We start from the raw sequence: 17,225 nt of genomic DNA, 5'->3' as shown, positions 1-17,225 counted from the left end.
TTATTCTCCCCAGACATAGTTCAGCGCGCCGTCCTCGACGCGGGTCGACAGGAACATCAGCCGCGAGCCCGTCGGCGCCGGGCCTACGAGGCGCTCGCCGCTTTGCATGTCGAAGCGGGCGCCGTGCCACTGGCAGATGAAGGCGCCGTCCTTGCAGTCGAGTGGCCCGCCGAAATGCAGGCAGGCATTGGCTGCGGCACGGACACGCTCGCCGCTGCGCCAGACGTGGACCTCGCGGCCGAAGAAAGGCGCGATCAGGCTGCCGGTCTGCGGGATGTCGGCCACTTTACAGATCTGATGTTTCATCGGGAACTCCTTATCGATGCAATTGCATCTATATGAATGCATTTGCATCGACCGTCAAGCTTGATGCAATTGCATCTATCGAATAAAGTTCCTCGATGACGAGAAAATCTCTTCCGCCCGAGGCCGTCAAAGCCTGGGGCCGCCTGATGCGCGTTTCGCGCCAGCTGGTCGAAAAGACCGAGGATGCCCTGAAAGCCGGCGGCTTGCCGCCGCTCGCCTGGTACGACGTGCTGCACGAGCTTGCCGAGGCGGGCGAGGGCGGCTTGCGGCCGTTCGAGCTGATCGATCGCGTTCTGTTGGCGCAGTACAGCGTGTCGCGACTGCTGGCCCGGCTGGAAGCGGATGGCCTGCTGGAAAAGCTGCCTGTCTCGGATGACGGCCGTGGCCAGACAGTGCGCATCACGCCAAGCGGCCGGGAGATGCGCCGCCGCATCTGGGCGGTCTATGGCGCGTCCATTGCCGAGCTGATGGGCGACAAGCTTTCCGCCAAGGAGCTGGAAACGCTGGCTGCACTGCTCGGGCGGCTGCGCGAGCCACTGGCCGGCGATTAGCTCACGAGTGTTTGTGGGTACCGTCAGATTTTTTCGCCGCAGCCTCTTGCGTTGGAAACCCGAATGCGCAATAAGCCGAACCGTAACGTACGGTACGCATTATTGAGCGACCGGGAACGGGTGAAAACGTGTTGCAAGCCGCCGCCGACACCGACAGCAGCGAAACGCTCACCGAGCGGCAGCAGGCCGTTCTGGACGCAGCACTTCGCCTATTGGTCGAAGAGGGCGACAACCTGACCATGACCGCGGTGGCGCGGCGGGCAAGCTGCTCCAAGGAAACACTCTACAAATGGTTCGGCGACCGCGACGGGCTGCTGACGGCGACGGTGCAATGGCAGGCCTCGAAAGTGCGCGTGGCGCCGGTCGACCGCAAAGGCCTCGACCTCGCTTGGCTGACCGCAAGCCTCGAACGCTTCGCTGCCGACTGGCTGAGGGTGATCTCGAGCGATACGTCCATCGCGCTGAACCGTGTCGCGGTCGGCCATGCCGGCTCCGGGAAGGATGACCTTGGCGCGATCGTGCTGCAGAATGGGCGTTTCGCGCTGGCCAGGCGTCTGAAGCCCGTGCTCGAAGCGGGACGCGAGGCCGGGCTGCTCGACTTAGAGGACGCCGAGACGGCGTTCCGGACGTTTTTCGGTCTGGTCGGCCGCGACGTGCAGATGCGGCTTCTGCTCGGCGACCGGCTGCAATTGACCGAGGCGACGATCGGCGGCGATGCCGCCCGCGCGACGCAGCAGTTTCTCGCTCTTTACGGCTCAAGGACCGGGAGAGCAAACAACCGGCCGCAAGGCCCCGGAGCCGGATGATTTCAGGTCAAGTCGACCTGAAATCTGAATCCGGCTCCAAATCCAAGAGATAGAGCATGATGTCGTCCGGAAACCGCTTCACACTTTTCGGCATCATGCTCTGATCTTCAAAACGGGAAGGAAGACAAAATGCGTGTCTATTACGATCGTGACGCCGATCTCAATCTGATCAAGGGTAAGAAGGTCGCCATCATCGGCTATGGCAGCCAGGGCCGGGCGCATGCGCTCAACCTCAAGGATTCCGGCGTCAAGGAGATCGCCATCGGCCTGAAGGCCGGCTCGGCGACCGCCAACAAGGTCGAGGCCGACGGGCTGAAGGTGATGAGCGTGGCGGATGCCGCCAAGTGGGCAGACCTGATGATGATGGCAACGCCCGACGAATTGCAGGCCGACATCTACAGATCAGAGATCGCGCCGAACATCCGCGACGGCGCCGCCATCGCCTTCGCGCACGGCCTCAATGTGCATTTCGGCCTGATCGAGCCGAAGGCTTCGGTCGACGTGGTCATGATCGCGCCGAAGGGCCCCGGCCATACCGTGCGCGGCGAATATCAGAAGGGCGGCGGCGTGCCGTGCCTGGTTGCCGTCAACCAGGACGCCTCGGGCAATGCGCTCGACCTGGCGCTCTCCTATGCCTGCGGCGTCGGCGGCGGCCGTTCCGGCATCATCGAGACCAATTTCCGCGAGGAATGCGAGACCGATCTGTTCGGCGAGCAGGTGGTGCTGTGCGGCGGCCTGGTCGAGCTGATCCGCGCCGGCTTCGAGACGCTGGTGGAAGCCGGCTACGCGCCGGAGATGGCCTACTTCGAGTGTCTGCACGAGGTGAAGCTGATCGTCGACCTCATCTATGAGGGCGGCATCGCCAACATGAACTACTCGATCTCGAATACCGCCGAATGGGGCGAATATGTCTCCGGTCCGCGTATCATCACGGCCGACACCAAGGCCGAGATGAAGCGCATCCTGAAGGATATCCAGACCGGAAAATTCACCTCGGAATGGATGCAGGAATATCGCGCCGGCCTGTCGCGCTTCAAGGGCATCCGCCGCAACAACGACAGTCATCAGATCGAAGAGGTTGGCGCGAAGCTGCGCGCGATGATGCCGTGGATCGCCAAGAACAAGCTGGTCGACAAGGCGAAAAACTAATTCGGTCTATTCATGCGTGAAAGCCGGCGGAGCGATCCGCCGGCTTCTCTCACGCTCAGCCGTAATGCCAATGCGGCTTCGGCTCGGTGCCCGCGAATTCCACGCCGATGCGGTCGTCGCGGCGCCAGCGGACGATCGCCTTGTAGCCAATCCGGTCCTTCGTCACGTAAAGCAGGAATTCGTCGGGCACATGCGCCTCGATCGGCAGCTTCAGTTCGGCGCCGCCAGGATGCATGTTGCGCACCGTGCACATGACCCCGGAATTGTTGATGCCGGTCAGGATCGCCGCGCCCTTCAGCACGCGTTGCCGGCGCTTGCCTCTCAACTCGTTCTCGGTCATGGCGGAGTCGTCCTAGCGGATCGCAGCTTGGCGATCGTCATATGGGGCACCGCATCACGGATAGACGCATCTGCTAAATTTAAGGTTATCGCGTCGCCGTCGGGCGCGCCTTGCCAAAAAGAAACGGCGCCCGCCGGGCGCCGTTGAGCTTCGTGCCGAGGGGCTCAGATATAGGGCGAAATGCACTGCCGGCGCGGGCCGTTATAGGGCTGGAACGTGTTGTCCCAGGCCCGATAGGACCGGTAGCGGTCGTGGCACCATTGGACATGGGCCCTGGAAAGCCGCTCGGTCCGGTAAATGCGCCGCGGCTGATAGTAGCGCGGATAGGGATCGTAATAATAGGGATTGTAGAAATTGTTGTAGGCGAGGCTGCCGAGACCGAGGCCTAGGCCGAGCCCAAGGATGGCCGCGCCCCCGCTGTCGAAGTGGCGATGGCGATGATGGCGATGATGCCGCCAGCCCCAATTGCGATCTCCGTCCCAGTTGCGGGAGAAATGACGTGCGCGGAAGTCGCCGTCACGCCATCTAAAATCGCGGCCGCGCCAGTCACCGCCGCGCCGCCAGCGCCAGTCATCCATCTGCCGCCGGTCGTTGCCGCCGGCCCAGCTGTCGCGAACGGGGATGATGGTGGATGCGGCCGTGCTGGTCACGGTCGACATATCGGGCTGCAGGACCGGGCCGGCAATCGACGGCACCGTCAGCCCAGCGGAGAGACCCAAGGCCAGAAGCCCGGATCCAAGGGAAGACAAGAGCGGTTTCATTTCACTCTCCACGAGTAAGGCCCCACGCCCAAAACGCTCGGGAATAGGCCTATTGATGGAACTTTCCATCTGAACGGAAGATGAACAGAAAGGTTCCGTCAACCATAACGGGCGTGCGTATGCTCTTGTGTTCGCCATTGCTTGCGGGCAAAGGTCTCGGCCATGTCGCTGCGCCTCGCCACCTTCAATGTCGAGAACCTGATGAACAGGTTCGACTTCTCCGGCTATCGCAACCAGCTCAACGAGGACCGAACGCTGGCGCTGTTCGACATCCAGAGCGAAGCAGAATACAGGCTGCTCGAACAGGCGCGCGCCATCGCCCAGTCCGATGACACCCGCCAGCTTACCGCGCTCGCCATAGCCGCGACACGCGCCGACGTCATCTGCATGCAGGAGGTGGACAATATCGAGGGGCTGAAGGCCTTCGAATATGGCTATCTCTTCAAGATGATCGGGCAGGGCTACCGTCAGAAATACACTACCGCCGGCAACGACTCCCGCGGCATCGACGTCGCCGTGATGATGCGCAACGAGACCGCGCAGGGGCAGCCGATCGAATTCGTGCGCATGACCAGCCATGCCTATGTCACGTTCGAGCAGTTCGGACTGTTCACGCCGGAACTGGCGGCGTTCGGGCACCTGGCCACCGAACGCGTCTTCCGGCGCGACTGCCTGGAAATCGACATAACGGTCGGCGGCGTGCCGCTTACGCTGTATCTCGTGCATTTCAAGTCAATGGGCTCGCCGCGCAACGGTCTCGATGGCCGCGAGGCGACGATGCCACTGCGCATCGCCGAGGCGCAGGCCGTGCGCCGCATCATCGAGGACCGCTTCGGCAAGGACCATGCGGCCGACAAGCGCTGGGCAATCTGCGGCGACATGAATGATTATCGGCAGCGCGTGAAGATCGAAGGCGACAGCTTCGACGGCTATCGCTTCCAGGTCGTCGACGAAGCGCAGTCCTCGATCAACGTTCTGACCGCCGGCGGCTTTTGCGAAAATGTCGTCGAGCGGCGGCCCGAGATGGACCGCTGGAGTTTTTATCACACGCGCGGCCCGCAAGAGCGGCATTTGTGCCAATTGGACTATATCCTGCTGTCGAAGGCCTTGGCGGCGAAGAACGCCACCGCGGTTCCGGAGATCATCCGCAACGGTCAGCCTTGGCGCACCATCTTTCCGCCTGGCCAGGAAGTCGAGCGTTTTCCGCGTGCCGGGTGGGACAGGCCGAAGGCCTCCGACCATTGCCCGGTGGTGATCAACCTGGACATGGCCTGAGCCCGTGAGCTTCGACCTGCCGCGCAATGTCATTTTGCCGGTCGACGCGGTCGACGTACGGCTCGTTGCCAGCCCGCATCCGTTCGAGCGCGACAATCAGACAGCGATCGCGGAAAACTGGCGCCGCGAAATGGAGATGAAGCCGGCGCTATATGACGGCACCGTGGTGTTGCTTTCAGCGCTGAGCTATCGCGACAGCCGGCTCATCGGTCGCTGTCATGCGGTGAAGTACTCGACTTTCATGCTGTGGCGCAAAAACCGGGAGCTGAGCGGCGCCGAACATGCCTATGCGCACGCCGTGCTGGTTGCCGGCGACAATGCGCTGGTGGCGATCCGGATGGGCTCGCACACGGTGAACGCCGGCCGCGTCTATTTCGCCGCCGGCTCCTTCGAGCCGATCGATTTCCGCGACGGCGTCGTCGATATCGATTTCAACATGATCCGCGAGGTGGGCGAGGAAACCGGGATCGATCTGTCGGGCGCCGCCCGCGGACAGCGCTACTATGCGCTGTCGACTTCGAGCGGCACGGTGATCTTCCGCCGCTATCACGTTCCCGAGCCGGCGGAAGAGCTTGCGCGGCGCATCAGCGCCTTCGTTGCAACTGAAGTGCAGCCCGAGATCGAAGGTCCGGTCATCATCCGCAACGCAACCGACCTGCCGGTCGGGCTGATGGGGCACATGAAGCCGCTGATCGAGTGGCATTTCGCCAACGAGCTGGTCTGACTCGGTCACGGGCCGACGACGCGGCGGTTCACTCGTGCCTTAGCGCCTCGATCGGATCGAGCCTCGCGCCGCGCAATGCCGGGAAGAAGCCGAACACCATGCCGATCAGCGCCGAAAAACCGACGGCGAGCAGGATGACCGCCGGGCTCGGCGCGAAGGGTATCGTCAGCGCCACCGAGGCCAGGCCTGCGAGCGCCAGTCCGATCAGGATGCCGATGATGCCGCCGACCAGCGACAGCACCGTCGCCTCGACCAGGAACTGGATCAGGATGTGTTTTTCGTGCGCGCCGATCGCCAGCCTGATGCCGATCTCGCGCGTGCGCTCAGTGACCGATACCAGCATGATGTTCATGATGCCGATGCCGCCGACCAGAAGGCTGACGCCGGCGACGGCACCCAGCATGCCGGTCATGGTGGTGGTGGCGCTGGCCATGGCGTCGGCGATCTGGGTCATGTCGCGGATCGAGAAATCGGCATCGCGGTCCGGCGTGATGCGGCGCGTGTCGCGCAGGATGTCCTCGACGCGCGGCTGCAGTTCGGTGGTCGGCGTCCTGTCGTCGGCGGCGATGTAGATCGAGTCGATGTCGCGGTTGCCGGCGATGCGCCGCTGGTAGGCGGCCAGCGGCATCAGCACGACATTGTCCTGATCCTGGCCGAAGCCGGTGTAACCCTTGGGCTCGAGCAAGCCGATGATCCGGCAGGAGGTGCGGTTGACGCGGATCGTCTCGCCCTCCGGATCGCCGGCGCCGAAGAACTGCTGCCGCACCGTCTCGCCGATCAGGCAGACGCCTGCGCCGGCGCGCGTCTCGGAATCGCTGAAGGGACGGCCCGACACCAGCTTCCAGTCGCGCGCGTCGAGATAGGCGCTGTCGGTGCCGGTAACGCCCGACGTCAGGCTCTCCGTGCCGAAGATGACCCGCACCTGTTTTTGCGACGCCGGTGCGATGGCGCGTGCGCCGCTGAGATGGGCAACCAGTGCTTCGAGGTCCTTGGCGGCCAGCGGTCGGGTGACCTGGTCGAGCCCGCCCGGGCCGCCAGGCCCTGCCGGACGGCCCGAGCGGACGACGAGCAGGTTGCTGCCGAGTTTCGAGATGTCGGCCTTGACCTTCCCGGTGGTGCCGGAGCCGATGGTGAGCATGGCGATGACCGCGGCGACGCCGATGACGATGCCGAGCAGGGTCAGGAACGAGCGCAGCACGTTCCGGCGGATGGAAATCAGCGAAAGGCGGACGGTTTCCCAAATCATGCTGCCTCGGCTTTCGCTGTATCTGAAGCGACGTGGCCGTCGAGAAAGCGCACCGTGCGCCCGGCATATGCCGCGACGTCGGCTTCGTGCGTGACCATGACGATGGTGAGGCCGAGTTCGGCGTTCAGCCTGGTCAGCAATTCCATTATTTCGTGCGTGCGCGCGGTGTCGAGATTTCCGGTGGGCTCGTCGGCAACAAGCAGAGTCGGTTTGGTGACGATGGCACGCGCTATCGCCACGCGCTGTTGCTGGCCGCCCGAGAGCTCGGCCGGCGTGTGATGTTCGCGCCCGACAAGTCCGACTTGGGCGAGCGCCTGCATGGCCAGCTCCCGGCGCTCGCGGGCGGAAACGCCGCGATAGATCAGAGGCAGCTCGACATTTTCCGCCGCCGTGGTGCGGGGCAGGAGATTGTAGCCCTGGAAGACGAAGCCGACATAAAGGTTGCGCAACAGGGCGCGGCGGTTGCGGTCGAGCCGGCCGGCATCGACGCCCATGAAGCGGTAGGTTCCGGCCGTCGGCGTGTCGAGACAGCCGATGATGTTCATCGCCGTCGACTTGCCCGAGCCGGACGGTCCCATGATGGCGACGAACTCACTTCTGCGGATGGCAAGATCGACGCCGGCAAGTGCGTGCACGCACGCTTCGCCCTCGCCATAGCTCTTCCATACACTGTCGAAGGTGATGAGCAGGGGAGCGGACACGGTCAGCTCCGTTGCTGCGAGCCGGTGATGACCTCTGCGCCTTCCTCGAGGCCGGACGTGATCTCGGTCAGTTCGCCGTCGGTCGAGCCGATCCTGACGTTGAGGGCATGCGGCCGTCCGTTGTCCAACACATAGAGCGTGCGCGAGCCGTCGATCGGCGCTTTCGTCGCCTCGCGCTGCCGGTTGGTGCGCCCCATGCGGCCGGTAAAGAGGTCGCGCAGGCTCCAGCCGCGGGCCGCCTGTTGCGCCGGGCGGTAACGGAAGGCTGCGGCCGGCACGGTGAGCACGCCCTTGGCCTGCCGGGTCACCACCGCGACCGTGGCGGTCATGCCTGGCCTGAGCAGAAGCTCGCCGTTGTCGACTTCCAGCCGTGCATTGTAAGTGACGACGCCGTCGGTGGTGACGGAGGCATAGGAGATGTCGCGGATCTCGGCGTCGAAGGGACGGTCCGGGAAAGCATCGACCGTGAAGCGGGCATGCTGGCCGGGCTTGACCTGACCGATATCGGCCTCGTCCACCGCCGCCTGCAGCTCCATGTTCCGCAAGTCGGCAGCGATGACGAACAGCACCGGCGCCTGCAGCGAAGAAGCGACCGTCTGCCCCGGATCGACGGAGCGCGTGAGCACGATGCCGTCGATCGGCGCGTAGATGGTGCTCTTGGCAAGGTCGGTCTGCTGGGCCTTCAGATCGGCTTCGGCGATGGCGAGATTGGCCTCGGCGCTGTCGAGCGCGGCCTTGGAGCGATCGCGTGTCGCGGTCGCGGCCTCAAGCGATTGATCCGTCGCCATGCCGCGCTTGGTGAGGGCGCTCGCGCGGACCACCGCGTTCTGGTTTTCCTGCAGCGTGACCTTGGCATCCTCGACGGCGGCCGCCGCCGCCTTTGCCGAGGCGGTGGCGCGCTCGATCTGGACTTCGAGCTTGGCGGTGTCGAGCGTCGCGAGCACGTCGCCCTTCTTGACCTGCTGGTTCTCGTTGACGGCGACGGCGCGGACGATGCCGGAAAGCTCGCTGGAGATGTCGACCTGCGTCAGCGGCTGCAGCGTGCCGGTCGCCGACACCTTGACGGTCAGGTCGGCAATCGTCGCCGGCGCGGTCGTGTATTCGATCCGGGGCGGCGAGACGGCGTTCCAGCGGTAGCCGGCGATCGCGGCCGCCACGACAGCCAGCGCCAGCAGCGCGTAGAGCCGGAAGCGGCGGCGCTTGCGGCTCACGCCTTTGCGGTCGAGCCCGAGGGCCGTTTCGATGGAAGCGTCGGTTTCTGCGTTTGGCGGATTGACAAGCTGGTCCACCACGGACCCCTATAACGACAAATTGATGTCCCTATCCGTGAACAAATCATGCCTTGACGTTCGAATTTCAAATTAAATTTCCCTCATGTTGGGATCGAGCAGAAATTCGGGACGAGGCGGAAGGTTTTCCAAATGATGCGCGACTACTTGCTTTACGACGTGTTTACGACCGAGCGGCTGGCCGGGAATCCGCTGGCGGTGGTGCTCGACAGCGAGGGGCTGGATACGGCCGCCATGCAAGCGATCGCGCGCGAATTCAACCTGTCCGAGACGGTGTTCGTGCTGCCGCCCGAAAATCCCAAGCATCGCAACCGTATACGCATCTTCACGCCCGATTATGAGATGCCGTTCGCGGGCCATCCGACGGTTGGGTCGGCTATCGCGCTTGCGGAGCAGGCTGGCGAAGCGACTGGCATCTTTGTGCTGGAGGAGAACATCGGCCCCGTGCGTTGCGCGGTCAGCAAGCATGATGGCGCTACCTTCGCCGAATTCGACTTGGCGAAACTGCCTGAGCGGCTGGAACTCGCCGCCGAACCGGAAATGATCGGCGCCGCGCTTGGCTTTGGCCCGCATGAGCTCGGCTTCGAGAATCACCGCGTCTCCTTCTGGTCGGCCGGCGTGCCCTACGTCACCATTCCGGTTGCCGGCCTCGAAGCCGCCGCAAAAGTCAGGCTGGACAACCAGGCATGGTCCGAACTCGCGCCGCGCAAGAGCGAATGGGCCTTCGCCAGCCCGTACGTCTATTGCCGCGAGACGGTGCATCACGACAGCGCCTTCCATGTGCGCATGATCGTGCCGGGCAATCCCTCCTACGAAGATCCGGCGACCGGCTCCGCGGCGGCGGCCTTTGCTGGCGCCATCATGCATTTCGACGGTCCAACGGACGGGATCTCGCAGCTTTGGATCGAGCAGGGGCTGGAAATGGGGAGACCCTCGCGCATCCGGCTCGAGCTCAATGTCGACGGCGGAAAACTGGCCTCCGCGCGCATCGGAGGCCATGCGATCAAAGTGGCGGAAGGCCAGATTTTTGTGTGACACCTGCGGCAATTCGGCGATTTGTCTGGAAATGATCCGGCAGGGCTGGACATCGTTCAAACCGGCGGCTATATGCGCCGCCGACGCTGGATTTCCCGGCGGTGTGGGTGTGTAGCTCAGTTGGTAGAGCAGCTGACTCTTAATCAGCGGGTCCACAGTTCGATCCTGTGCACACCCACCAAAGTCTTTTCATAAAGCGGCCAGAAAACAAGCGAGATGGGCACCAGTCCTACTGCGCTGTCTTGCTCAAGCTGGCCTTGAACTTGACCTTCATCGTGATCTGGCCGGTCACCGTAACCTGCGATCCGCCATAACCGCCGACATTGCGGGCCCGGGCATTGACGTTAGTTGTCATGCCGGTGATTTCGCAGGTGTCGGCGACAGTCTCGGCCACCATGGCGCAACTGACGGCCGCGACCTTGTAGAAAGAGCGAAGTGCGGCCTGCTGCTGGGCGGCTGCGTCCTCGTCGTCCTTGACCGGAAGGGTCATCGAAATCGACGATTGGATTCTGGCAGATCCGTCTTCGCCGGGGCGAAGCGGGCGAACATATTGATCTTGGGCAAGGGCCGGCAGTGCCATCCCAGCAAGAAACGCAACGAATATTAGGCCCTTCAAATACATCGTTCGATCTCCCGTGAAACATCTCTGTCGCACGAATCAATCAAGACGACGTTATTTCGTCATTTCAACAGCGTTGAAATTTTGAAGGAAGATTATTTTTCCGAAACGCCGGCTTCCGCGAAACTCGCCATTCTCGTATGACACTCCAGCGCCGAGCGGACGATGTTGACGGCAAGGCAGGCGCCGGAGCCTTCGCCGAGCCGCATGCCGAGGTCGAGCAGCGGCGGCAGGCCCAGCGCTTCGAGCAGGCGGCGATGACCGGCTTCGGCCGAGACATGCGCGGCGACGGTGTGCGCCAGCCCGGTCGGGTGCAGCCTTGCCAGCGGCGCGACGGCGGCGGTGCAGACGAAGCCGTCGAGCAACACCGGCACGTTGTTCTTGCGCGCGGCGAGCGTGGCGCCGAAGATCGCCGCAAGCTCGCGTCCGCCAAGCGCTGCGGCGATCTTCAGCGGGTCGGAAAGCGAATCGGCATGGCGCTTCAGGCCCGCCTCTATGGCGGTGATCTTGCGGATCAATCCGGCATCATCGACGCCGGTGCCGCGGCCGGTCCATTTTTCCGCGCCGCCGCCGAAAAGAGCGGCCGAGATCGCTGCTGCCGGCGTGGTGTTGCCGATGCCCATCTCGCCGAAACAGACGAGGTCGAGATCGTTGGTCACGGCGTCGTAGCCGGCCGAGACCGCGGCGAGGAAGGTCTGCTCGTCCATGGCCGGCGCTTGCGTGAAATCGCCGGTCGGGTGGTCGAGATCGAGCGGGATGACGTCGAGCCTGGCGCCGGCGACGCGGGCGAGCTGGTTGATCGCAGCGCCGCCGCCGGCGAAGTTCGCCACCATCTGCACAGTGACTTCCGAAGGATAGGCAGACACGCCCTGCGCGGTGACGCCGTGATTGCCGGCAAACACGAAGACCTTGACCGCATCGAGTTTCGGCATGTCGCGGCCCTGCCAGCGGGCCAACCACGCCGCGATCGTTTCCAGACGGCCGAGACTGCCCTGCGGCTTGGTCAACGTGTCCTGGCGACGGGCAACGGCGGCGGCGGCCGGATCGCTGCCGCCGGACAGATCGAGGCAGGCGGCGCGAAGGTCTTCGAGCGATTTGAACGAAGTTGTTTGGGGGGACATGAGGGCAAGGTCTCCGAAAGAGAATCAGGAAAGGCAAACGGAAGCGACAAGCAGCACGGCGATCTCGCCGAGCTGCTGCAGCGCGCCGATCGTGTCGCCGGTCTGGCCGCCGATCTGGCTGAGGCAGAGCGCACGAAAGGCGGCAAACACCAGGCCAAGCAGGACGACCGCGGCAATTGCGCCGCCGAGGCCGAGCGCCAGTAGCGCCATGGCTCCGAGCGCGGCGCCAACGACGGCGGTTTCGGCAGTGACCGAGCCCGCGTCGGCCGACAGCCCATCGGGGCGCGCCGGCGGCAGAAGATGCATGAAGGCGCCGAACAGGCCGCGCGAGGCGGCGTGCGCTGCCAACAGCGCCAGGAAGATGTGGCCAGGGCTGGCCAGTTCCGAAAGCGCGCTCCAGCGGATGAGCAGCGAGATGCCGAGCGCCGCGGCGCCATAGGCGCCGATGCGGCTGTCGCGCATGATCTCCAGCTTCTTCTCGCGCGTCCTGCCGCCGCCGAATCCATCGGCGATATCGGAGAGCCCGTCCTCGTGCAGGCAGCCGGTGACAAGCATCGTCGCTGCAAGCGCGAGCGCCGCAGCCGGACCGGCGGCAAGGCCCAGGGCGCCAACGATGGCGTAGACAAGCGCGCCGATGACGGCGACGGCGAGACCGGCAAAGGGTGCCGCCCAGATCGCTTCGGCTAGGCTGCGGCCGCCGAAATCGCTCGACGGCAGCCTCAGCCGCGTCAAGAAGACAAGGCTGAGGCCTATGTCGTCGAGCAATCGCCGAGGCTCGGAAAGGCCGCCGCTCATGCGCCCCTCGCAATGGCATGGAAGAAAGTGCCGCTGACATGGCCGCGCCGGTAACCCGACGCGCCCAGCGGATTGCCCTGGCCGTCGGCGAGGTCCGCCAGCGGCTCGTCATTGCCTGTGGCGGCGATCTGCGCATAGTGGAACTCATGGCCGCGGATGAGCATGCCTTCGCTGCCAAGCGGACACCCGGCGCGCAGCCGCGCCTCGCGATAGCCGAGGTTCATCTTGCGGCTGGCGAAGGTTGTCGAATGGCCAAGCAGGCCAAGCATTTTATGGCTCTCGCCGTCCGCATCCTCCAGCGCCTCGCCCAGCACCATGAAGCCGCCGCACTCGCCATGCACTGGCTTCCTCGCGGCGAAACGGGCCGTTCCGGCACGGAAGTTGCCAGCGGCCGCAATCTTGCCGGCATGCAGTTCTGGATAACCGCCTGGCAGCCAGCAGACATCGCAATCTTGGCTCGGCGCTTCGTCGGCAAGCGGTGAGAAGGGCACGATCTCGGCGCCAGCGTTTCGCCAGTATGAGGCGACGTGCGGGTAGAGGAAGGTGAAGGCGGCGTCCTCGGCCAGCGCAATGCGCTGGCCTGGCGGCTGTAACGCCTCGCCGAAGTCGCCGGCCGTGGGTTCGAGCGGGCTCGCCAGCGCGAGAATGGCGTCGATATCGAGCGACTTCTCGACCATGTCGGCAAGCCGGTCGAGATGCGCCATGAGGTTCTCGTGCTCCCCTGCTTGGACGAGGCCGAGATGCCGCTCCGGCAGGTTGAGCGTCGGATCGCGCATGATGGCGCCGACCACCGGCAGGCCGATCGCCTCGATCGCGTCGCCCGCCAGTCGGCGATGGCGCTCACTGCCGAGGCGGTTGAGCACGACGCCGGCCATGCGCACATCCGGATCGTAGGTGGCAAAGCCCTTGGCGACGGCGGCGGCCGTGGTCGACTGACCGGAAACGTCGAGCACCAGAAGCACCGGCAGGCCATAGAGCCTGGCAAGATCGGCCGCCGAACCCGAACGGCCTTCCGGCGCGGGAATGCCGTCGAACAGGCCCATGGCGCTTTCGAGAATGACGTACTCGGCATCAGACGCTGCCTGTTTCGCCAGCGCGTTGAGCAGGGAAGGCGGCATCGCCCAGCTGTCGAGATTGACGCCGGAGAGGCCGGTGGCGGCGGTATGGAAGCCGGGATCGATGTAATCCGGTCCGGACTTCGCGCCCCGCACCTTCAGCCCGCGCCGGGCAAGCGCGCGCAACAGGCCTATGGTGACGCTGGTCTTGCCCGAGCCGGAGCGCGGCGCGCCGATGATGATCGCGCGCGCCGTCATGCCCCGCCCGCCAGTGCCGCGCGCATGGCGACGATACCGCCGACGACGATCAGCGCCGGGGAGGCGAGCCCGGCGGCAGCGGCCTCCTCGGCGATTGTGGCGAGCGTGGCGACAACGATGCGCTCCTGCGGCGTGGTCGCTGCAACGATCACGGCGGCAGGCGTCGACGGCGCGAGGCCGCCGCTGAGCAGCTTTGCCGCTATCACCGGCAGATTGGTCATGCCCATATAGATGACGACCGGCTGGCCGGTGCGCGCGATTGCGGCCCAGTCGATGTCGTCATCGGTGCCTGCGGCATGGCCCGTGGCAAGGATGACCGCCTTGTTGATGCCGCGCATGGTGGCGGGGATGGCGGTCGCGGCCAATGCGCTGAGACCGGAGGTGAGGCCGGAGAGCACCCGAAATGGTATGTTTTCCCGTGCCAGCGACAACGCCTCTTCGCCGCCGCGGCCGAAAATATAGGGATCGCCGCCCTTGAGCCGCACGACGCGGCGGCCCTCGCGCGCCAGCCGCACGAGCAGGGCGTTGATGTCGTCCTGCTTCATCGAGGGCTGGCCGCCGCGTTTACCGGCGTAGAAGAGCTCCGCGCCTGCAGCAACCGCGACGACATCGGGCGAGACCAGCGCGTCATAGACCAGCGCATCGCACTGCCCGAGTGCCGCCAGCACTTCGAGCGTCAGGCAGCCGGGATCGCCGGGGCCGGCGCCGGCCAGCCAGACATGGCCGGGCTCCAGCGCGCGCGGCTTGAAGTTCAGCCGCGCCAGCGCCTGCTCCACCGTTGCCCGTCCGTTTCTGTTGGTGCTGGCGTTCACAATCCGTCCCGTCCGCGAAAACGCCGCTGGTAGTGGGCGTCGTAAAGTGAGCTCTCGCCGAAATCCTGCGCGGCCAATGCGCTGCCGACGAAGATGATCGCCGTGCGCTCCATCGGATTTTGCGCAAGCTGCGCCTCGATCGTGCCCAGCGTGCCGGTCAGAATGCGCTCGTCCGACCAGGAAGCGCGGAAGACGACCGCCACTGGGCATTCTGCGCCGTAGAGCGGCGTGAGTTCGGCAACGATGCGGGCGATGGCATGGATGGCGAGATGGATGGCTAGAGTTGCACCGGTGCGGCCGAAGCCGGCAAGCGTCTCGCCGGGCGGCATTTTCGAGGCGCGGCCGGAGACGCGGGTCAGCACGAGGCTCTGCCCGAGCTCGGGAATGGTAAGCTCGCGCCGTAACGCCGCCGCCGCCGCCGCGAAGGAAGGCACGCCCGGCGTCAGCGTGTAGGGGATATCGCGCTTCTCGAGCCGCCGGATCTGCTCGGCCACTGCGCTCCACACCGAAAGGTCGCCGGAATGCAGGCGCGCGACGTCCTGGCCGGCTTCGTGGGCGGCAAGATATTCGGCCTCGATCTCGTCGAGCGACATCGGCGCGGTGTCGATCAGTTTTGTGCCGGGCGCGCAGTGTTCGAGCAGTTCCGGCGCGACGATCGAGCCGGCATAGAGGCAGATCGGACAGGAGGCCAGCAGGCGGCTGCCGCGCAAGGTGATGAGGTCGGCAGCACCAGGGCCGGCGCCGATGAAATGGACGGTCATTTTGGGCCTCCACCAAGGGCGATGGCGCAGGTAACAGGACCAAGAACAGTACGTGGTCCAAGCAGTTTCGCCTCTTTGCCGGCCGCGGCCAGGGCCGACGCTTCCGAAACCGACGGCGTGCCGGCGTGAGCCTGCGACCATTCGGATTGGCTGATCGTGCCGGATGAGACGGTTTGCAAGGCGTCGTCGGAGACGACGAGCACGGGCAGGTCGAGGTCGCGACCGGCAAGAAAGATCGCTTGCTCGTCGCGTTTCATTTCGCCCGTTGCCAGCGCTGAAAGCGCGGTCTTTGGCAACCCATGCGCTTCGAGCGCGGTCTCGATCGCGGCGCGCACGTCGCGCGCCATCACACCCTTCCGGCAGCCGATACCCGCGACCATCATGGCTTTACCCAGCTCCATTGCATGACCGGCATGGCCGGACGCCAGGCCTGCATGGATCCGACCGGCGCCGCACGCGAGAGGGCGATGCGCAGAAGGTCGCCGCCGCGCCTGGTATGCTGGTCAAGCAGCAGCGCCTCCATTTCCAGCGTCACAGCATTGGCGACCAACCGGCCGCCGGCGCGCAGCGACTTGATCGCTGTCTGCAGCACGCCGGCATCGCTGCCGCCGCCGCCGATGAAGATGGCGTCTGGTGTCGCCAGTGTTGCCAGCGCTTTCGGCGCCGAGCCTTCGATGACGACGAGACCGGGCACGCCGCAATGCGCGGCGTTGCGATGGATGCGGGCGGCGCGCTCGCTGTCGGCTTCGATGGCAATCGCCCGCATCGAAGGGTGAGCCCGCATCCATTCGATGCCGATCGAGCCGGAGCCGGCACCGATGTCCCAGAGCAGTTCACCGCGCCGCGGCGCCAGCGCCGACAGCGTCATGGCGCGGATCTCGCGCTTGGTGATCTGGCCGTCATGCTCGAACAGATGATCGGCAAGGCCGACGGTCAAAGGCAGGATGCGCGCATCCGGAGTCGATTCTATTTCGAGCGCCAGCACGTTGAGCGGATTGATGTTTTTGAGATCGAAGGCGTCGGCGCGGACAGCGTGGCGCGTTTCGCCCTGGCCGCCAAGCGCTTCGAGAACCGTCAACCGCGACGGACCGAAGCCGAGTTCGTCGAGCAGCGCGGCGATGGCGACCGGCGCGTCGCTGTCGGATGTGAGCGCAAGGATACGTGCGCCGGGGTGGAGCAGGGGGCGGAGGAGGTCGATCGAGTGGCCATGCAACGAGATGGTTTCGACATCCTGCAGCGCCCAGCCGAGACGGGAGGCGGCTAGCGACAGCGATGACGGCGCCGGCAGGACGAGCATCTCATCCGGTTTCACTTTGCGCGCGAGCGTGACGCCGACGCCGTGGAAGAACGGGTCGCCGGAAGCCAGCACGCAGACGCTTCTGCCTTCGAGCGCCAGCACATCATGCATCTCGGCATCGAACGGCGTCGGCCACGGTCGCGCCTTGCCCTTGGCCAAGTCTGAGACGAGCGCGAGGTGCCGCTTGCCGCCAAAGATGACTTCGGCCTCGGCGATCCTGCGCTTGGCCTCGTCGCCCAGACCCGCTACACCGTCCTCGCCGATGCCGACGATGGTCAGCCATCTTGCGACCGGCTTGGCAGCGCGCGAACCCTCAGCAGGCAT

General features: G+C 65.1%; 20 protein-coding genes and 1 tRNA gene. 7 read left to right on the top strand and 14 right to left on the bottom strand.

Going from position 1 to position 17,225, the window contains the following annotated elements; translation table 11 throughout:
* On the bottom strand, positions 1–306 hold the full coding sequence (locus P9254_RS04285; protein WP_278053609.1) for a Rieske (2Fe-2S) protein: 306 nt from the start codon (positions 304–306) through the stop codon (positions 1–3).
* Between the two features lie 95 nt (positions 307–401).
* On the opposite strand from P9254_RS04285, the gene P9254_RS04280 reads away from it, so the two are divergent.
* The 3 genes from P9254_RS04280 (at position 402) to ilvC (ending at position 2,812) form a co-directional block, all read left to right on the top strand.
* Positions 402–857 carry a MarR family winged helix-turn-helix transcriptional regulator gene (locus P9254_RS04280; RefSeq protein WP_278053611.1) on the top strand — a complete coding sequence of 152 codons (456 nt, stop codon included), beginning with the start codon at positions 402–404 and terminating at the stop codon, positions 855–857.
* Between the two features lie 128 nt (positions 858–985).
* Positions 986–1,663, top strand: a complete 678-nt coding sequence (locus P9254_RS04275; protein WP_164748350.1) for a TetR/AcrR family transcriptional regulator — start codon at positions 986–988, stop codon at positions 1,661–1,663.
* A gap of 129 nt (positions 1,664–1,792) precedes the next feature.
* Positions 1,793–2,812, top strand: coding sequence for a ketol-acid reductoisomerase (ilvC, locus tag P9254_RS04270; protein ID WP_067323290.1), 1,020 nt, complete (start codon positions 1,793–1,795; stop codon positions 2,810–2,812).
* Positions 2,813–2,867: 55 nt separating this feature from the next.
* On the opposite strand, the gene P9254_RS04265 is transcribed toward ilvC, so the two are convergent.
* Both P9254_RS04265 and P9254_RS04260 read right to left on the bottom strand, forming a co-directional pair.
* Positions 2,868–3,152, bottom strand: a complete 285-nt coding sequence (locus P9254_RS04265; protein WP_067323293.1) for a PilZ domain-containing protein — start codon at positions 3,150–3,152, stop codon at positions 2,868–2,870.
* Positions 3,153–3,316: 164 nt separating this feature from the next.
* Entirely contained in the window at positions 3,317–3,913 is a 597-nt protein-coding gene (locus P9254_RS04260; RefSeq protein ID WP_278053614.1) for a BA14K family protein, read from the bottom strand.
* Positions 3,914–4,075: 162 nt separating this feature from the next.
* Between P9254_RS04260 and P9254_RS04255 the strand changes: the two genes are divergently transcribed.
* Both P9254_RS04255 and P9254_RS04250 read left to right on the top strand, forming a co-directional pair.
* Positions 4,076–5,188 (top strand): endonuclease/exonuclease/phosphatase family protein, encoded by a 1,113-nt coding sequence (locus P9254_RS04255; RefSeq protein WP_095802004.1) that lies wholly within the window; start codon positions 4,076–4,078, stop codon positions 5,186–5,188.
* 4 nt (positions 5,189–5,192) lie between these two features.
* Complete coding sequence (locus P9254_RS04250) at positions 5,193–5,912, top strand: hypothetical protein (protein ID WP_278053085.1); 720 nt, start codon at positions 5,193–5,195, stop codon at positions 5,910–5,912.
* A gap of 28 nt (positions 5,913–5,940) precedes the next feature.
* Here the strand turns inward: P9254_RS04250 and P9254_RS04245 are convergent, their stop codons facing one another.
* Genes P9254_RS04245 through P9254_RS04235 form a run of 3 tightly spaced genes read right to left on the bottom strand, consistent with a single transcriptional unit; the run spans position 5,941 to position 9,148 of the window.
* Positions 5,941–7,158: an ABC transporter permease gene (locus P9254_RS04245; protein WP_278053616.1), complete on the bottom strand. Its 1,218-nt coding sequence runs from the start codon at positions 7,156–7,158 to the stop codon at positions 5,941–5,943.
* Positions 7,155–7,859, bottom strand: coding sequence for an ABC transporter ATP-binding protein (locus P9254_RS04240; protein WP_405023101.1), 705 nt, complete (start codon positions 7,857–7,859; stop codon positions 7,155–7,157). Before P9254_RS04240 ends, P9254_RS04245 begins: the two co-directional genes overlap by 4 nt.
* A 2-nt stretch (positions 7,860–7,861) precedes the next feature.
* Positions 7,862–9,148 carry an efflux RND transporter periplasmic adaptor subunit gene (locus tag P9254_RS04235; RefSeq protein ID WP_278053617.1) on the bottom strand — a complete coding sequence of 429 codons (1,287 nt, stop codon included), beginning with the start codon at positions 9,146–9,148 and terminating at the stop codon, positions 7,862–7,864.
* Between the two features lie 132 nt (positions 9,149–9,280).
* On the opposite strand from P9254_RS04235, the gene P9254_RS04230 reads away from it, so the two are divergent.
* Positions 9,281–10,183: a PhzF family phenazine biosynthesis protein gene (locus tag P9254_RS04230; protein WP_278053618.1), complete on the top strand. Its 903-nt coding sequence runs from the start codon at positions 9,281–9,283 to the stop codon at positions 10,181–10,183.
* Between the two features lie 105 nt (positions 10,184–10,288).
* Positions 10,289–10,364, top strand: a tRNA-Lys gene (locus P9254_RS04225).
* 48 nt (positions 10,365–10,412) lie between these two features.
* Here P9254_RS04225 and P9254_RS04220 read toward each other — a convergent pair.
* From P9254_RS04220 to cbiE, 8 genes are all read right to left on the bottom strand, one after another.
* A complete protein-coding gene (locus P9254_RS04220) occupies positions 10,413–10,805 on the bottom strand; it encodes a hypothetical protein (RefSeq protein WP_278053620.1) in 393 nt (130 codons plus the stop codon).
* Positions 10,806–10,897: 92 nt separating this feature from the next.
* Positions 10,898–11,923, bottom strand: a complete 1,026-nt coding sequence (gene cobT / locus P9254_RS04215) for a nicotinate-nucleotide--dimethylbenzimidazole phosphoribosyltransferase (protein ID WP_278053622.1) — start codon at positions 11,921–11,923, stop codon at positions 10,898–10,900.
* A gap of 24 nt (positions 11,924–11,947) precedes the next feature.
* Positions 11,948–12,718, bottom strand: coding sequence for an adenosylcobinamide-GDP ribazoletransferase (gene cobS, locus P9254_RS04210; protein WP_127245754.1), 771 nt, complete (start codon positions 12,716–12,718; stop codon positions 11,948–11,950).
* Entirely contained in the window at positions 12,715–14,031 is a 1,317-nt protein-coding gene (locus P9254_RS04205; RefSeq protein ID WP_127245753.1) for a cobyrinate a,c-diamide synthase, read from the bottom strand. The genes cobS and P9254_RS04205 overlap by 4 nt, the downstream gene beginning before the upstream one ends.
* Complete coding sequence (gene cobA, locus P9254_RS04200; protein ID WP_278053624.1) at positions 14,028–14,843, bottom strand: uroporphyrinogen-III C-methyltransferase; 816 nt, start codon at positions 14,841–14,843, stop codon at positions 14,028–14,030. The genes P9254_RS04205 and cobA overlap by 4 nt, the downstream gene beginning before the upstream one ends.
* Positions 14,840–15,604 carry a precorrin-4 C(11)-methyltransferase gene (gene cobM / locus P9254_RS04195; protein ID WP_095801994.1) on the bottom strand — a complete coding sequence of 255 codons (765 nt, stop codon included), beginning with the start codon at positions 15,602–15,604 and terminating at the stop codon, positions 14,840–14,842. Before cobM ends, cobA begins: the two co-directional genes overlap by 4 nt.
* Complete coding sequence (locus P9254_RS04190; RefSeq protein WP_095801993.1) at positions 15,601–15,987, bottom strand: cobalamin biosynthesis protein; 387 nt, start codon at positions 15,985–15,987, stop codon at positions 15,601–15,603. Before P9254_RS04190 ends, cobM begins: the two co-directional genes overlap by 4 nt.
* Positions 15,984–17,225 (bottom strand): precorrin-6y C5,15-methyltransferase (decarboxylating) subunit CbiE, encoded by a 1,242-nt coding sequence (gene cbiE / locus P9254_RS04185; RefSeq protein WP_278053075.1) that lies wholly within the window; start codon positions 17,223–17,225, stop codon positions 15,984–15,986. The genes P9254_RS04190 and cbiE overlap by 4 nt, the downstream gene beginning before the upstream one ends.

This window comes from Mesorhizobium sp. WSM4983, from assembly GCF_029625765.1.
Taxonomy (GTDB): Bacteria; Pseudomonadota; Alphaproteobacteria; order Rhizobiales; family Rhizobiaceae; genus Mesorhizobium.
Note: the sequence above shows the minus strand (reverse complement) of the source record. Positions and strands in the feature narration are given on the sequence as shown.

What these genes read in the sequence shown, in the direction of transcription:
- cobT (WP_278053622.1), bottom strand. Translation starts at nt 11,923, where the DNA reads ATGTCCCCCCAAACAACTTCGTTCAAATCGCTCGAAGACCTTCGCGCC.
- P9254_RS04260 (WP_278053614.1), bottom strand. Translation starts at nt 3,913, where the DNA reads ATGAAACCGCTCTTGTCTTCCCTTGGATCCGGGCTTCTGGCCTTGGGT.
- P9254_RS04285 (WP_278053609.1), bottom strand. Translation starts at nt 306, where the DNA reads ATGAAACATCAGATCTGTAAAGTGGCCGACATCCCGCAGACCGGCAGC.
- cbiE (WP_278053075.1), bottom strand. Translation starts at nt 17,225, where the DNA reads ATGCCTGCTGAGGGTTCGCGCGCTGCCAAGCCGGTCGCAAGATGGCTG.
- P9254_RS04255 (WP_095802004.1), top strand. Translation starts at nt 4,076, where the DNA reads ATGTCGCTGCGCCTCGCCACCTTCAATGTCGAGAACCTGATGAACAGG.
- cobS (WP_127245754.1), bottom strand. Translation starts at nt 12,718, where the DNA reads ATGAGCGGCGGCCTTTCCGAGCCTCGGCGATTGCTCGACGACATAGGC.
- P9254_RS04205 (WP_127245753.1), bottom strand. Translation starts at nt 14,031, where the DNA reads ATGACGGCGCGCGCGATCATCATCGGCGCGCCGCGCTCCGGCTCGGGC.
- P9254_RS04265 (WP_067323293.1), bottom strand. Translation starts at nt 3,152, where the DNA reads ATGACCGAGAACGAGTTGAGAGGCAAGCGCCGGCAACGCGTGCTGAAG.
- ilvC (WP_067323290.1), top strand. Translation starts at nt 1,793, where the DNA reads ATGCGTGTCTATTACGATCGTGACGCCGATCTCAATCTGATCAAGGGT.
- cobM (WP_095801994.1), bottom strand. Translation starts at nt 15,604, where the DNA reads ATGACCGTCCATTTCATCGGCGCCGGCCCTGGTGCTGCCGACCTCATC.
- P9254_RS04220 (WP_278053620.1), bottom strand. Translation starts at nt 10,805, where the DNA reads ATGTATTTGAAGGGCCTAATATTCGTTGCGTTTCTTGCTGGGATGGCA.
- P9254_RS04190 (WP_095801993.1), bottom strand. Translation starts at nt 15,987, where the DNA reads ATGATGGTCGCGGGTATCGGCTGCCGGAAGGGTGTGATGGCGCGCGAC.
- P9254_RS04245 (WP_278053616.1), bottom strand. Translation starts at nt 7,158, where the DNA reads ATGATTTGGGAAACCGTCCGCCTTTCGCTGATTTCCATCCGCCGGAAC.
- P9254_RS04280 (WP_278053611.1), top strand. Translation starts at nt 402, where the DNA reads ATGACGAGAAAATCTCTTCCGCCCGAGGCCGTCAAAGCCTGGGGCCGC.
- P9254_RS04230 (WP_278053618.1), top strand. Translation starts at nt 9,281, where the DNA reads ATGATGCGCGACTACTTGCTTTACGACGTGTTTACGACCGAGCGGCTG.